Raw genomic sequence first — 14,035 nt, forward strand, 5'->3', positions numbered from 1 at the left:
CGCGTTGATGACCGCCCGGGCCTCCGCCACCGGCGGCCCGGGTGCAGTCCCGTAGCCAGGCCCTCAGCCCTGCGTCCAGGCGTGGATCACATGGGCGCCGAGGTCCGCGTGCTCCCCGGCCATGCGGTGGCCGCTCTCGTACCGGGCCGTGAGGTCGCGGTAGCGGATGTCCTCCCTCGCGGAGAAGCCCAGCCGACGCAGTTCGTCCGCGAGCTCTTCCGGGGTGAAGAAGCTGAGGAAGGGCTCACCGGCCTCGGCGGCCCACGCCGCGCGCGCCTCGTGCACGGCACGTTGCTCCGGTGGCAGCGCGTCCGGCGGCTCACCGTAGTCGAAGACCACGCCCGAGCCGTCCGGCAGGGCCGCGATGAAGCCGAGCGTGTCCAGCACGGCGGTGTGCGTCAGATACGGCACCACCCCGAGCCAGAAGAAGAACGCCGGGCGGGCCGGGTCGAAGCCCGCCGCGGTCAGCCCGTCGGCCAGGCTCTGCCGCTCGAAGTCCACCGGCGCGAAGGTCAGTGACGGCGGCACGGGGATCTCCGCGGCGGACAGACGGTCGCGCTTCCACTGCTGGGTGGCGGGATGGTCCGCCTCGAACACCCTCAGGCCCTCCGCCTCGTACGGATTGCGGCAGCCGAAGGTGTCCAGCCCCGCCCCGAGCGCCACCGCCTGCCGTACCCCGCGTGCCACGGCTGCCGCGACGGCGTCCTCGGCGAACCGCGCACGGGCCGCCACGGACAGCCGCACCTCCTCGCGCTCGGGGTGGAAGGCCGCCTCGAGGACGGGGTCGTCCGCGTCGGCGGCGAGGATACGGAGCGCCAGCGGGTCGTAAAACACCCGGCCGTCCTCCAGCTCCTGGTGGGCCGCGCGGAACGCGGCCGCGCCGCGGGCGGTGATGCTGGGCCGGCCGATCTGCATGGAACGTCCTCCCCCGAGTCCCACCGCGGATGCCGCGAGCGACACCTCCATGGTGTCAGCTCGGCACTCCGCGTGCGGCGCTGACGACCCTTGTTTTCAAGGGAGTTACGCGATGAACGGCGACCCGGGGACCGCCCCGGCGGTGGCGCCGCGCGGCGGGCGCGCATTGTCCCATCAATGGGCTCCGGACAGGGGTTGACCGGGCCCATCGGGTGCAACCGATCGGCCGAACCGGTGAAGCTCCCCACCACTCCGCAAGCCCCTCTGATGTCGTGCAATAAATATGACAAACCGACAATCAGAACAAAAGGGTCCGGCATGGCCGGACCAGTGCGGAGTGCACCGTGTCCCATCACCCACGCCATCGGACGGCGCTTCTCGCCGTCGCCCTGCTCGGCGCCGCCACCGCGTGCGGCAGCGGGACACCGGCCACCCCGAAGGCCGAGGAGAAGCCCTCGAAGACCTCGGCGGTGGCCCGGAGCGGGTCCATGAAGAACTTCACCCTCGTGGCCACCGGCGATCTGCTGGTGCACGCCTCGGTCATCCGGCAGGCGAAGGCGGACTCGGGCGGCGAGAACTATGACTTCCGGCGCATGATCCAGGCGGCCGCGCCCATCGTCGCCCAGGCCGACCTGGCCATCTGCCATATGGAGACCGTCTACGGGGCCACCCACGGGCCGTTCACCGGCTATCCGACCTTCAAGACCCCTCCGCAACTCGCCTCGGCCGTGAAGAACGTCGGCTACGACTCCTGCTCCACCGCCTCCAACCACACCCTCGACGCCGGTCCGGAGGGGGTGGTCCGCACCCTCGACGCCATGGACAAGGCCGGGCTCAAGCACGCCGGATCGGCCCGCTCAGCCGCGGAGAGCGTCCGTCCCACGATCATGGAGGCCGGCGGCGCCAAGGTGGCCCATCTCGCCTACGCCTACGGCACCAACGGCATCCCGGTCCCCAAGGGCAAACCGTGGCTGGTCAACCTCATCGATCCGGCGCGGATCATCAAGGACGCGCGGGCCGCGAGGCGCGCCGGGGCCGATGTGGTCGTCGTCAGCGTGCACTGGGGCACCGAGTGGCAGCAGGCGCCGGACAAGCTCCAGCTCTCGCTCGCCAAGAAACTCACCGCCTCCAAGGACGGCGGCCGCCGCGACATCGACCTGATCATCGGCACCCACGCCCATATCCCCCAGGCGTACGAGAAGGTCAACGGCACCTGGGTGGTCTACGGCATGGGCGACCAGATCGCCGGGGTCATGCCCGACAAGCGCGGCCAGATGGGCTCGGCGGCGCGCTTCACCTTCACCCCGCCCTCCGCCCCGGGCAGGGCGTGGCAGGTGAAGAAGGCGGAGTACATCCCGCACGCCGTGGACAATGACCCGATCACCCTGGTGAACCTTCCCCGGGCTCTGGAGAAGAGCCCCGGCAACCCGGGTTACACCAGTGCCCTGAGCACCATCCAGGAGGCGGTGCTCAGCCGGGGCGGCAAGAAGGACGGCCTGTCCATGGGACGTTGACCGGGCCCGCTCCGGGTGGCGCTACCGCTCCGGTCGCTCCGTCCCGCCCGGCTGCTCCGGGTGATCCGACGGACCAGGCTGACCCGTCCGCTCGGCGGCGTCCTGTGTGTGGAAGGCCAACCGGTCGTTGTGCACATCGACCCGGACCTGGCTGTGCGCGGGCAGCTCGCCGCCGAGCAGCATCCGGGAGAGCGGATTGTCGACCTCGCGCTGGATGGTGCGGCGCAGCGGCCGGGCGCCGTACTCCGGCTGGTGGCCGTGGGTGGCCAGCCAGTCGACGGCGGCCAGGGTGAACTCCACGCCGACGTCCTGGGCGTGCAGCCGGCGCCGGGTCTCCTCCAGCAGCACATCGGCGATCTGCCGCAGCTGGTCGTCGGCGAGCCGGCGGAAGATGATGATCTCGTCGATGCGGTTGAGGAACTCCGGCCGGAAGTGCTCCCGCAGCGGGCGCAGCACCCGCTCCCGGCGCGCCGCGTCGTCGGCCTCCTCGCCACCGCCGCCGCCGAAGCCCAGGGGGCCACCGCGTCCGGCGATGGCCTCCGAGCCGAGGTTGCTGGTCATCACGATGACGGTGTTCTTGAAGTCGATGGTGCGGCCCTGGGCGTCCGTCAGCCTGCCGTCGTCGAGCACCTGGAGCAGGATGTTGAAGACATCGGGGTGGGCCTTCTCCACCTCGTCCATGAGCAGCAGCGAGTAGGGCTGGCGGCGCACCGCCTCGGTGAGCTGTCCGGCCTCCTCGTGCCCGACGTATCCGGGTGGCGCGCCGACCAGCCGGCTGACGGTGTGCTTCTCCTGGTACTCGCTCATGTCGAGGCGGACCATGCGGTCCTCGCTGCCGAAGAGCGCCTCGGCCAGTGCGCGGGCGAGTTCGGTCTTGCCGACGCCGGTGGGGCCGAGGAAGAGGAAGCTGCCGCTGGGGCGGTTGGGGTCGGCGAGTCCGGCGCGGGCGCGCAGGACCGCGTCGGCCACGGCGGACACGGCCTCCTCCTGCCCGACGACCCGACGGTGGAGGTGTTCCTCCAGGCTCAGCAGCCGTTCGCGCTCCTCCTGGGTGAGGCTGGAGACGGGGATCCCGGTCTGCCGGGAGACGATCTCGGCGATGTCCTCGACGGTGACCTCGGCGACGCGCCCGCCGTGGTAGTGCGTTTCGGATGCCTGCGCGATCCGGTTGTTCAGCTCGGCGAGCCGGTCCCGCAGGGAGGTGGCGCGTTCATAGCTCTCGGACGCGACGGCCTGGTCCTTGTCCCGGGTGAGCTGCTCGACCTCCCGTTCCAGGGCGCGCAGATCGGTGCCGCGGGCGCTGGAGCGCAGCCGTACCCGGGCCCCCGCCTGGTCCATGAGGTCGATGGCCTTGTCGGGCAGGAAACGGTCGGTCAGATAGCGGTCGGAGAGCTCGACGGCGGCGAACAGCGCCTCGTCGGTGTAGCGGACCTGGTGATGGGCCTCGTAGCGGTCGCGGAGGCCGTGCAGGATGGCGACGGCGTCCGCGGGGGTGGGCTCGGGGACCATGATGGGCTGGAAGCGGCGGGCGAGCGCGGCGTCCTTCTCGATGTGCTGGCGGTACTCCCGGAGCGTGGTCGCGCCCATCACATGCAGTTCGCCGCGGGCGAGCGCGGGCTTGAGGAGGTTGCTGGCGTCCATCTGGCCGCCCTCGGAGCCACCGCCGCCGGCGCCGACCACCGTGTGCAGCTCATCGATGAAGATGATCAATTCGTCGGAGTTGATGCGGATCTCGTCCACGATGCTGGTGACGCGCTGCTCGAAGTCGCCGCGGAAGCGGGTGCCGGCCACGACGCTCGCGATGTCGAGCTGGACGACCCGGCGGCCGAGCAGGATGTCCGGCACATCGGCGTCGGTGATCCGCTGGGCGAGCCCTTCGACGACGGCCGTCTTGCCGACTCCGGCCTCGCCGATGAGGACGGGGTTGTTCTTGCCCCGCCGGGCGAGCACCTCGATGCTCTGCTCGATCTCCTCGTCGCGGCCGATCACCGGATCGATCCGCCCCTCGCGGGCCAGTTCGGTCAGGTCGCGCCCGAACCGGTCGAGGTTCGGGGTCTTCCGCTGGTCCATGACGGGCCTCTGGTCGGCCGTGGGGGCGCTCGGGGTGAGGCCGCCGGTCGGCAGCCCGGGGGCCCGGGGTTCGAAGCGGGCGCCGCCCAGGATCTGCCCGGCGGTGGACTCGCGGTTGGCGGCGAGCGCGATCAGTACGTGTTCGGGGCCGATGTACGAGGAGCCGCGCGAGCGGGCTATCTCATGGGCGTCGAGCAACGCCCGTTTGACGGCCGGGGTGACGGCGACCGAGTTGCGTGGCGGCCCGCTCCCCGCCTCCCGGTCGATCTCCGCGGCGATCCGGTCGGGGTCGGCTCCGGCGCGCGAGACCATGGTGCGGGTGGGCTCGGCGGAGAGCGCCGCCCGCAGCAGATGTTCGGTGTCGAGGTCGGTGCTGCCGTGTTCGGCGGCGTAGGAGGCGGCGGCCGAGACGAGATGGCGTGCGTTCTCGCTCATCAGCCGGCCGAAGTCGACATGGCGTGAATCGGGCCGCTGCCCGGCCGGCCCGGTCCCGAGGAAGCGTGCGAGGAAGTCGCCGAGTGGATCCGGCCCGAAGTCCTCAGGGCCCTCATTCGGGCCCTCGTTCCGGCTGCCCATATGACCAGTTTACGAGCGATCGAGGCCGATGTCCGTTCCTGGGCGGTTCCGCGAGCGGGCACCGCGGCCCGGCTGCGGCTTCCGGGCGGCGCCCGGCGCCATCGGGTGCGTCAGCGCTCCACCCGATGGCGCTCGAGGACGACCAGGGCGGCGTCATCGCCCTGGTGGCCGCCTGTGTGGCTGAGCAGATCGCGGTGCAGACGGTCGACGAGGTACTGGGGGCCGCCGCCGTCCGCTCCGGGGAGCCGCTCGGCGAGCGGGAAGAAGGTGCCCTCGCTGTTCCGCGCCTCGACGACCCCGTCGGTGTAGAGCAGCAACTGATCGCCCTCGTCGAACGGGAAGTCCTCGGTGTGGTAGCGGCCGGCCGCCAGGTGGCCGAGGCCGAGCGGCAGTGCGGGCGCCTGGCCCTCCAGCGCCTTGACACCGGAGTCGCACAGCAGGAGCGGCGGCGGATGTCCGCAGTTGACGAGGCGGACCACCGGCCGGTCGTCGGGGATCTCGAGCACGGCGGCGGTGACGAACGACTCCCCCGCCCCGGGCGCCTTGTCGCGGGGTTCGGTCCGCTCCGCGGACAGCGCGGTGTCCAGGTGGGACGCCAGATCGGTCAGCGGTACCGGCCAGTGGGCGATCGCGCGGAAGGCGCCGAGGACCAGGGAGGCGTCCGCGACGGCGGTCAGCCCGCTGCCCCGGACATCGCCGATGATCAGCCGGGTGGCGTTCGAGGTGCGCGCCGCCGCGTACAGATCACCGCCGATCTCCGCCCCCGGCTCGGCCGCGAGGTAGACCGAGGCGATCAGCAGCGGGCCGACCCTGACGGGGAGCGGGCGCAACAGCACCCGCTGCGCCACATCGGCCACCGCCCGCACCCGGTTCAGCTCGCGCATGTGCCGGTCGAGGACCGCGCGGAACAGCACGATCATCGCCGAGACCAGGGCGAGGGTGATCACCTCGGCCAGACGGCCGGGATGGCCGAGGAACCCCTCCGAGGCGTTCGCCGCGATCTGCGCGACGACGGCCAGGAGCCCGACGCACGCGGTGACCACGGGACCGGCGAACGAGGCGGTCATGGCGGGGGCGGCGATCAGCAGCGGGCTGAGCCGGACACTTGCCGGGGCCAGCACATCGCCGATCGTGATCAGCCCGATGACCAGCAGGGGGATCACGACCAAGACGCGGGTCCGCCACCTTGGCCGGCGCAGATCCGAGGGACCTTGCCGCGAGTGCACATCTACTGCTTACGCCTGCCGTGGCCCCCGCGCCAACCCGCCGGCCCGGGGCACGACCGGACCCCGCGAGGCGGCTGTCACATTTCCGGCCGCTGTCTCGTCCCCCTTCTCAGGCCGAGGAGAGGATCAGGACATGGCAGAGCTGACCGCCTTCGAAGAACAGCGCGACCGGCTGTGGGCCGTCGCGTATCGCATCACCGGCTCGGTCGCCGACGCCGACGACGCGGTGCAGGAGACCTGGCTGCGCTGGCAGGCGCTGCCCGCGGACGAGGTCGCCGACCCCCGCGCGTATCTGACCACCGTCATCAGCCGCATCTGCTACGACCTGCTGGGTTCGGCACGGGTGCGGCGCGAGGCGTATGTCGGCCCCTGGCTGCCCGAGCCGGTGGTGGCGGCCGACGGCCCGGAGGACCGGGTGACGCTGGACGAGTCGGTGGGTCTGGCGCTGCTCACCGTGCTGGAGCGGCTGACTCCGGCGGAGCGGACCGCCTTCATCCTGCACGATGTCTTCTCGGTGCCGTTCGCGGAGATCGCCGAGGTGGTGGGCCGGAGCCCGGAGTCCGTACGGCAGCTGGCCTCCCGTGCCCGCAAGCGGGTCCGGGCGGAGGCGCCGCGGCGCTCGGTGGACCGCGAGGAGCACCGGCGGGCCGTGGACGCGTTCCTCCGGGCGGTCATGGGCGGCGACCTGGACGGGCTGCTGGAGATCCTGGATCCGGAGGTCGTCTGGCGTTCGGACGGCGGCGGCAAGGTGGCGGCGGCCCGGCTCCCGGTGCTGGGGAACGAGAAGGTGGCCCGCTTCGCCCAGCGTCTCGCCCGGGGCTTCGACCCGGCCACGATGCTGGTGCACCACCGCGACGTCAACGGCGCCCCGGGCCTGGTCATGGTCGACAGCGCGGGCGGGCAGGCCGTGGTCTTCGCGTTCTCGGTGCACCAGGGCCGGATCACCGAGATCGACGCGATCATCAACCCCGACAAGCTCCGCCACCTCGACCTGCCGAACCTGTGACCGGCATCACCGTCACATCTCGGGCCGCCGTGTCGTCCTCCTCGTGAACACCGACCGGCAAGGAGGCCGCCCACATGGAGAAGCAGCAGGTCCTAGTGCTCGGCGCGGGCTATGCGGGGCTGATGACCGCCCTGCGGCTGGCCCCGCACACCCGCGTCACCCTGGTCGATCCGAGCCCCGCCTTCACCGAGCGTGTGCGGCTGCACGAGCGGGCCGTCGGACGGCCCGACATCACGCATCCGCTCGACGCGCTGACCCGGCGGGCCGGGATCGTCCACGTGGCCGCCCGCGCCACCGGGATCGACCCGGCCGCCCGGCGGATCACCACCGACGACGGCCGCCAGTTCCCGTACGACCGGCTGGTGTACGCGCTCGGCAGCCGCACCGCGGACCCCGGTGAGCGCGCCTACACCCCGGAGACGGCGGCCGAACTGCACAAGCGGCTGCTGGACGGCCCGGGTGAGCTGACGGTGGTCGGCGGGGGACTCACCGGCATCGAGCTCGCGGCCGAGATCGCCGAGTCCCACGACGCCTGGAAGGTCCGGCTGGTCACGGGCGAGGAGGTCGGCGCGGGGCTGTCGGCGAAGGGCCGCGCCCACGTCCGTACGACGCTCACCGGGCTCGGTGTCCGGATCGAGGAGGGCCGCCGGGTGGCGCGCCCGGAGGACATCGACGCCGACGCGGTGGTCTGGGCCACCGCGATGACCGCGAACACCGCACTGGCCGAGGCCGCCGGAATCACCCTCGACCCGGCCGGCCGCGTACGCGTCGACGCCACCCTGCGCTCGGTGTCCCATCCGGAGATCTACGCGGTGGGCGACGCGGCGGCCATGGCCACCCCGGCCGCCGGTGCTCTGCGCATGGCCTGCGCCACCGCGCTCCCGTCCGGTTCGCACGCCGCCTCCTCGATCATCGCCGAGACTCGGGGGCGGGAGCCCAAGCCGTTGCGCTTCCGCTTCATAGCGCAGTGCGTGAGCCTGGGCCGCCGGAACGGGCTGATCCAGCTGGTGCGGGCGGACGACTCCCCGCGCGAGACGGTGCTGCGCGGTGGCACGGCCGCGCGCGCCAAGGAGCAGGTGGTGCGCTCCACGGTCAGGGCGCTGCGGCTGGCGGCGCGCCGTCCCGGGGCCGTGCCCCTCATTCCCGGGATCGGCTGAGGCCCCCGGGAGGGGCCGCCGAGGTATCCCCGGGGAGCGGCCGGGGGACGCGCGGCCGCTACGGAGTGTCCGGTGGACCACGCGGCGGAGCCGCATATCGACGCTTTCCCCTTCCCGCCCCTTCCCGTTACCAGGGGCTTCGCCCCTGGACCCCCCGGGGCCCGGGGCGGAGCCCCGCCACGCGGCGGAGCCGCATATCGATGCCGCGGGAAGGGACCGGGCGGGGAGCGGCCCGCCGCGGGCGTCACGATCCGTCGGCCTAGAACGGGTAGTGGGCGTGCTGGGTGGCGAGGGTGATCCACCGGGTGTCGCTGAACGCCTCGATGCCCCAGCGGCCGCCGAACCGCCCGTACCCCGAGTGCTTGACGCCACCGAACGGGGCCTGGGGCTCGTCCGCCACCGACTGGTCGTTGATGTGCACGATGCCGGTCCGGATACGGCGGGCGACCTTCAGCCCATGGGTTCCGTTCTCCGTGATGATGCCGCAGGTCAGGCCGTGGTCGGTGGCGTTGGCCAGGGCCACGGCCCGATCGTCGTCGGCGAAGGTGTCCACCACACAGACCGGCCCGAACGCCTCGGCGTGGTGGATGTCCATGTCCGGGGTGACATCGCTCAGCACCGTCGCCGGGTGGACCGCGCCGTCCGGTTCGCCACCGCCGGTCAGCACCGTGGCACCCTTGTCCACCGCGTCCTTCACCAGGGCCGCCACCCGGCGCGCCGAGTCGGCTGTGATCAGCGGGCCGACCACGGTGGCCGGTTGGGCGGGGTCGCCGCACGGCAGGGCGGCCACCTTGGCGGTGAACTTCGCGCTGAACTCCTCGGCGAGGCTTTCGTGGACGAGTATCCGGTCGCCCGACATGCAGATCTGACCAGAGTTCATGAAGACGCCGAAGGTGGCGGCGTTCACCGCGTGGTCCACATCGGCGTCGTCCAGGACGATGATGGCGTTCTTGCCACCCAGCTCCAGCACGGCCGGCTTGAGGTGCCGCGCGGCGAGTGAGCCGATGGTCCTGCCGACGCCGGTGGACCCGGTGAAGTTGACGATCCGTACGCGGGGATCGGCGATGAGCGCCTCGGCCACCTCGGCGGCGTCCTCACGGGCGTTGGTGACCACGTTGAGCACCCCGTCGGGCAGCCCGGCGTCGCGCAGCACATCGGCGACGAAGAGCCCGCAGGCGAGCGGGGCGTCCTCGCTGGGCTTCATCACCACCGTATTGCCCGCCGCCAGGGGCGCCGCGACGGAGCGGACACCGAGGATGACCGGCGCGTTCCAGGGGGCGAAGGCGGCGACGACACCTGCCGGTTCGCGGACGGCGAGACCAAGCGCGCCCGCCTCCTGGGCGCTGAGCACCTCACCGCGAGGGGCGGTGATCGCGGCGGCGGCCTCACGGAGGATGTCCGCGGCCAGGCCCACGTTGAAGTGTGCCCAGGGCGCGGTGCCCCCGGTCTCCCGGGCCATGATCTCGGCGGCCCGGGCGGCCCGCGACTCCAGCAGGTCCGCCGCGGTCAGGAAGATCGTACGGCGCTCGAACGGGGCCAGCTCCGCCCAGGCCGGGAAGGCGGCGTCGGCGGCGGCCACCGCACGCGCCACATCCTCGGCCCCGGCGGCCGCGACGGTGGCGAACACCTCACCCGTGTAGGGGTTGAGGTCCTCGGCGGTGCGCCCCGAGACGGCCGGGGTGTCCTTGCCATCGATCAGCAGATCGCGGTGGAGGGTCATATCGGATGTCCTTTGCGGTCCCTCGCCCCGGGGGCGTGTTCGTGGAATGAACTTCGGTTCACTGCGGCGGGCCGTCAGTCTCCGACGCGCCCTGGCCGGTCGTCAATGCGCAGGCGCCGGCGGGGCCACCGCACCCCGCCGGACGCCGTCACCGCCAGGAGGCCCAGGAGGCCCAGGAGGGCCAGCGCGGTGGCGGGGGCGAGGACGGCCCACGGGGCGCGCTCGGCGTAGGGGTGGTTCCAGGCCGGCAGCCGGCCCCACTCCGGGGACGGCGGCTGGGCGCCCAGGCCGAGGAAGCCCAGCGCGGCCAGGGCGAGCGCCAGGGACGGCAGACGCAGCAGCGCGTGACGGACGATCGGGGGCAGGACGTGGCGGCGCAGCAGATGGCGGCGGGAGGCGCCCAGCCCGCGGGTGGCGGCGAGATGCGTGGCGGCGAGATGCGTGGCGGCGCGCCGCTGCCGCAGCAGGGCGGAGGTGTGCGTGGCCAGCGGTGCAAAGGCGACGGCGGCCACGGCGAGCGTGGGGGCGTACGGGCCGCGGCCCGCCGCCCCGGCGACCAGCAGCCCGGCGAGCACGGGCGGCACGGCGTTCACCGTCTCGGCGAGTCCGCCCGACAGCCGGGGCACCAGCCCGAGCAGCACGCCCGCCACCAGCACGGCGGCGCTCCCCGCCACCGCCAGCGCGAGCGTGGACAGCGCGCCGTGTCCCACCCGGGCCGGCAGATCGCGGCCCAGCGCGTCGGACTCAGGGTGCCCCGGGGGTCATGAGCGCCTCGAAGTGGACGATGCCCTGACCGTCCCCGGGCGCCTCCCGCTCATCGCAGACGACCTTCGCCAGGGACCGCCAGAACGGCTCGGCGCCCGGCACCCCCGGATCGGTGTGCGGATAGACCGCGCGATAGCCGCCGTCCGCCGCGGCGAAGTCCAGCAGCGCACGCACCAGCCGCCGGGCCGGCCCGTGGCGCCGGTGCTCGGGACGCACATGGACCCGACGCAGCTGGGCGGTCTCGCCCGGCGGATAACGCGCGGCCGGCCACGGGGGGTTGGGCGGATGGGCCGGGCCCCGGGAGTCGAGCGCGGCGGTCGCCACGACCGCCCCGTCACTGTCGTCCACCGCGACCAGCAGGGCGTGGCGCGCACCGTCCAGATACGCGGCGGCGGGATCGATGATGCCGGCGTGCCGGCGCGGCACATAGCCGGTTCCGAAGTCGCGGTAGACGGTGTCGGGCATCACGCCGCGGGCGGCGTCGAGGTCGTCGGGGGTCGCGGTTCTGATGCGGTAGCCGGGCACCTGCGATTCGTCGCGATAAGCCCGTCCGCCGATCGTGCTGGCAGACTGGATCCCGAGGGGAGGAGGGGGCCGATGGGGCGGGCACGGCCGTCGATGCAGGAGCTGATCCAGCGGCGCAGGAACGCCGGATTCGTGGGCCGGCGCCGGGAACTGGACGCGTTCCGGGACAATTTCGGGCTGCCGCCGGAGGACGCGCGGCATCGCTTCGTCTTCCATGTGCGGGGCCACGCGGGCGTGGGCAAGAGCTGGCTGACGCGCCGGCTGGAGCAGACCGCCCGCCAGGAGTACGGCGCGCTCACCGCCCGTATCGACGAGACGGCGAGCTCCGTACCCGAGGCGATGGCCGCGATCAGCGAGCAATTCGCCCGCCAGGGGCGGGAGTTGGCGGCCTTCGACCGCCGGCTTGCCACCTATCGGCAACGCCGCCACGAGGCCGGGTCGGTACCGGCGGAGGGCGAGCGGCAGGGGCCCAGCACCGGCAGTATGGCCGCCGCGCGGGCGGGTCTCGCGGGGCTCGGCCTGGTGCCGGGGGTCGGGGCGCTGGCGGGCGCCGTCGATCCGGTGCCGCTGGCCGAGGGCACCGACCGGCTGCGGGCGGCGCTCAGCTCGCGGTTCCGCGACCACAAGGACGTCCAGCTGGTTCTGGACCCGGTGGAGACGCTGTCGCCGCTGCTGCTCAGGGAGTTGTCGGAGGCGGCCGCGGCGGTGCCGTGGCTGGTGCTGCTCTTCGACACCTACGAGCGCCTCGGACCGCTGCTCGACCCCTGGCTGCGCACCCTGCTGACCAGCGAACGCCTCGGCACCCTCCCCGCCAACACCGTGCTGGTGCTGGCCGGGCAGACCCGGCTGGACCCCGGCTGCTGGGGCGACCTGGCCGACGTGGTCGCGGAGCTGCCACTGGAGCCGTTCACCGACGCGGAGGCCCGGCAGCTGCTGACCGCCAAGGGGATCACCGATGAGCCGGTGGTGCGGGAGGTGCTGCGGCTCTCCGGCCGGCTGCCGGTCCTGGTGTCCACCCTCGCCGAGAACCCCGGGACCGGCGGCGATCTGGACGACCCCAGCGCCACCGCCGTCGACCGGTTCCTGAAGTGGGAGCGCGATCCGGTGCGCCGCTCCGCCGCCCTGGCGGGCGCGCTGCCCCGGCGGCTGAACGAGGACGTCTTCAGAGCGGCGGTGGACGACGACGGGGCCGGGCTGTTCGGCTGGCTGCGGTCGCTGCCGTTCATCGGCGACCGCGACGGCGCGGCCCGCTACCACGATGTGGTGCGCGCCCCCATGCTGCGATTGCAGCGGACCACCTCCCCACAGCGGTGGGGCGCGGCGCACACCCGGCTGGCGGAGACCTTCGCCGAGTGGCGGGAGGCCGCCGCCGGAGGGCTCGACCCGCACGACGGATGGCGGCTGGACACCTGGAGCGGACCGCGCCTGGAGGAGTGGTACCACCTGCTGTGCGCACGGCCGTCGGCGGCGCTGCCCGGAGCGCTGCGGGACGGGATCGGCGCCTGCGACGCGGGCCCCGCGGTGGCCCGGCGCTGGGCGACCACCCTGGTCGAGGCGGGCGAGGACGCCGACTCGGACGCGGTGCGCACCTGGGGATGGCACCTGGTGGAGGCGCTGGCGGACGATCGGCGGCGCGGTATCGAGGCGATGGGGCTGCTGCTGGCCCGGGGCGGACTGGACGCCGCCGGCCGGGTCGCGGCCCTCGTCGTACGGGGCTGGCACCGCCGCTCGGTCGAGGAGTTCGACGGGGCGCTGGGGGACTTCCACCGGGCGATCGAGCTGGACCCCGGGAACGTGCGCGCGCACTTCGGGCGTGCCGTGGTCCACCGGGCGACCGGGGAATTCACCGCGGCGATGGACGCGCTGGACCGCGTCGACGCGCTGGAGCCGGGCTCGACCTGGGTGCAGCGGGAGCGCGGGGAGACCTGCCGCCGGGCGGGCCGGTACGAGGAGGCGCTGGCCCGGCTCGACCCGGTGATCGAGGCCGATCCGGCGGACCATGTGGCCCTGGGCAGCCGCGGCCAGACCTTGATGGCGCTCGGCCGGATCCAGGAGGCCCTGGCGGACCTGGACCGGGCCATCGAGCGACACGGCGACTACACCTGGGCACTGCTCCGGCGGGCCCGCGTCCGCAGCACCCTGGGGGACACCGCGGGCGCGCTGGAGGACCTGGACCGGGTGGAGGCGCTGGAGCCGGGCATCCCGGGAACGCTCGGCGAACGCGGCGACGTCCACCGCTTCGCGGGCCACTACGAGGAGGCCATCGCGGCGTACGACCGGGCGCTGGCCCTCGACCCCGGCTACGCCTGGGCCCTGGGGAGCCGCGCGATGGCCAACGAGGCCCTGGGCAGACGCGCAGCGGCGCTGGCGGATCTGGAGCGCGCGGTGGCGCTGAATCCCGGCTACGCCTGGGCCGTGGCGCAGCGCGAGCGGTTGCTCTCGAGCGGGGATTCACCGGAGGGCGGACGGAACGACGGACCGGTGTGACCTCCCGGCACCCGTGCTTCCGGCTCCCCTCCCTCGGCGGCCGGTCAACGGCCGTGTGTCAACGGCCCTATGTC

General features: G+C 73.4%; 9 protein-coding genes and 1 pseudogene. 4 read left to right on the forward strand and 6 right to left on the reverse strand.

Annotation, left to right across the window (positions count from 1 at the left end):
* Window positions 1–63: 63 nt before the first annotated feature.
* Window positions 64–915: an SAM-dependent methyltransferase gene (locus GWI24_RS05580; protein WP_210944783.1), complete on the reverse strand. Its 852-nt coding sequence runs from the start codon at window positions 913–915 to the stop codon at window positions 64–66.
* Window positions 916–1,259: 344 nt separating this feature from the next.
* Here GWI24_RS05580 and GWI24_RS05585 point away from each other — a divergent pair, with 344 nt between their 5' ends.
* On the forward strand, window positions 1,260–2,429 hold the full coding sequence (locus GWI24_RS05585) for a CapA family protein (protein ID WP_210944784.1): 1,170 nt from the start codon (window positions 1,260–1,262) through the stop codon (window positions 2,427–2,429).
* 21 nt (window positions 2,430–2,450) lie between these two features.
* Here the strand turns inward: GWI24_RS05585 and GWI24_RS05590 are convergent, their stop codons facing one another.
* The gene (locus tag GWI24_RS05590) at window positions 2,451–5,075 is read right to left on the reverse strand and encodes an ATP-dependent Clp protease ATP-binding subunit (protein WP_247615930.1); all 2,625 of its coding nucleotides are present in this window, start codon (window positions 5,073–5,075) and stop codon (window positions 2,451–2,453) included.
* Between the two features lie 110 nt (window positions 5,076–5,185).
* Window positions 5,186–6,244 carry a PP2C family protein-serine/threonine phosphatase gene (locus tag GWI24_RS05595; RefSeq protein ID WP_247615931.1) on the reverse strand — a complete coding sequence of 353 codons (1,059 nt, stop codon included), beginning with the start codon at window positions 6,242–6,244 and terminating at the stop codon, window positions 5,186–5,188.
* 190 nt (window positions 6,245–6,434) lie between these two features.
* Here GWI24_RS05595 and sigJ point away from each other — a divergent pair, with 190 nt between their 5' ends.
* Together sigJ and GWI24_RS05605 are read left to right on the forward strand one after the other, a co-directional pair.
* Window positions 6,435–7,307 (forward strand): RNA polymerase sigma factor SigJ, encoded by an 873-nt coding sequence (gene sigJ, locus GWI24_RS05600; protein WP_210944786.1) that lies wholly within the window; start codon window positions 6,435–6,437, stop codon window positions 7,305–7,307.
* A 74-nt stretch (window positions 7,308–7,381) separates the two neighbouring features.
* Window positions 7,382–8,464 (forward strand): NAD(P)/FAD-dependent oxidoreductase, encoded by a 1,083-nt coding sequence (locus GWI24_RS05605; protein WP_210944787.1) that lies wholly within the window; start codon window positions 7,382–7,384, stop codon window positions 8,462–8,464.
* Between the two features lie 259 nt (window positions 8,465–8,723).
* On the opposite strand, the gene GWI24_RS05610 is transcribed toward GWI24_RS05605, so the two are convergent.
* The 3 genes and pseudogenes from GWI24_RS05610 to GWI24_RS05620 all read right to left on the reverse strand — a co-directional run bounded on the left by GWI24_RS05610 (window position 8,724) and on the right by GWI24_RS05620 (window position 11,474).
* On the reverse strand, window positions 8,724–10,184 hold the full coding sequence (locus GWI24_RS05610; RefSeq protein ID WP_210944788.1) for an aldehyde dehydrogenase family protein: 1,461 nt from the start codon (window positions 10,182–10,184) through the stop codon (window positions 8,724–8,726).
* A 74-nt stretch (window positions 10,185–10,258) separates the two neighbouring features.
* Window positions 10,259–10,942, reverse strand: a pseudogene (locus GWI24_RS05615) (ABC transporter permease subunit); the annotation flags it as partial.
* Window positions 10,929–11,474 carry a GNAT family N-acetyltransferase gene (locus tag GWI24_RS05620; protein ID WP_210944789.1) on the reverse strand — a complete coding sequence of 182 codons (546 nt, stop codon included), beginning with the start codon at window positions 11,472–11,474 and terminating at the stop codon, window positions 10,929–10,931. The pseudogene GWI24_RS05615 and the gene GWI24_RS05620, both read right to left, overlap by 14 nt.
* 72 nt (window positions 11,475–11,546) lie before the next feature.
* Between GWI24_RS05620 and GWI24_RS05625 the strand changes: the two genes are divergently transcribed.
* Entirely contained in the window at window positions 11,547–13,961 is a 2,415-nt protein-coding gene (locus GWI24_RS05625; RefSeq protein ID WP_247615932.1) for a tetratricopeptide repeat protein, read from the forward strand.
* The last annotated feature ends 74 nt before the right edge of the window (window positions 13,962–14,035 follow it).

The organism is Streptomyces sp. MK37H (assembly GCF_018035285.1).
GTDB classification, from domain to species: Bacteria; Actinomycetota; Actinomycetes; order Streptomycetales; family Streptomycetaceae; genus Streptomyces; species Streptomyces endocoffeicus.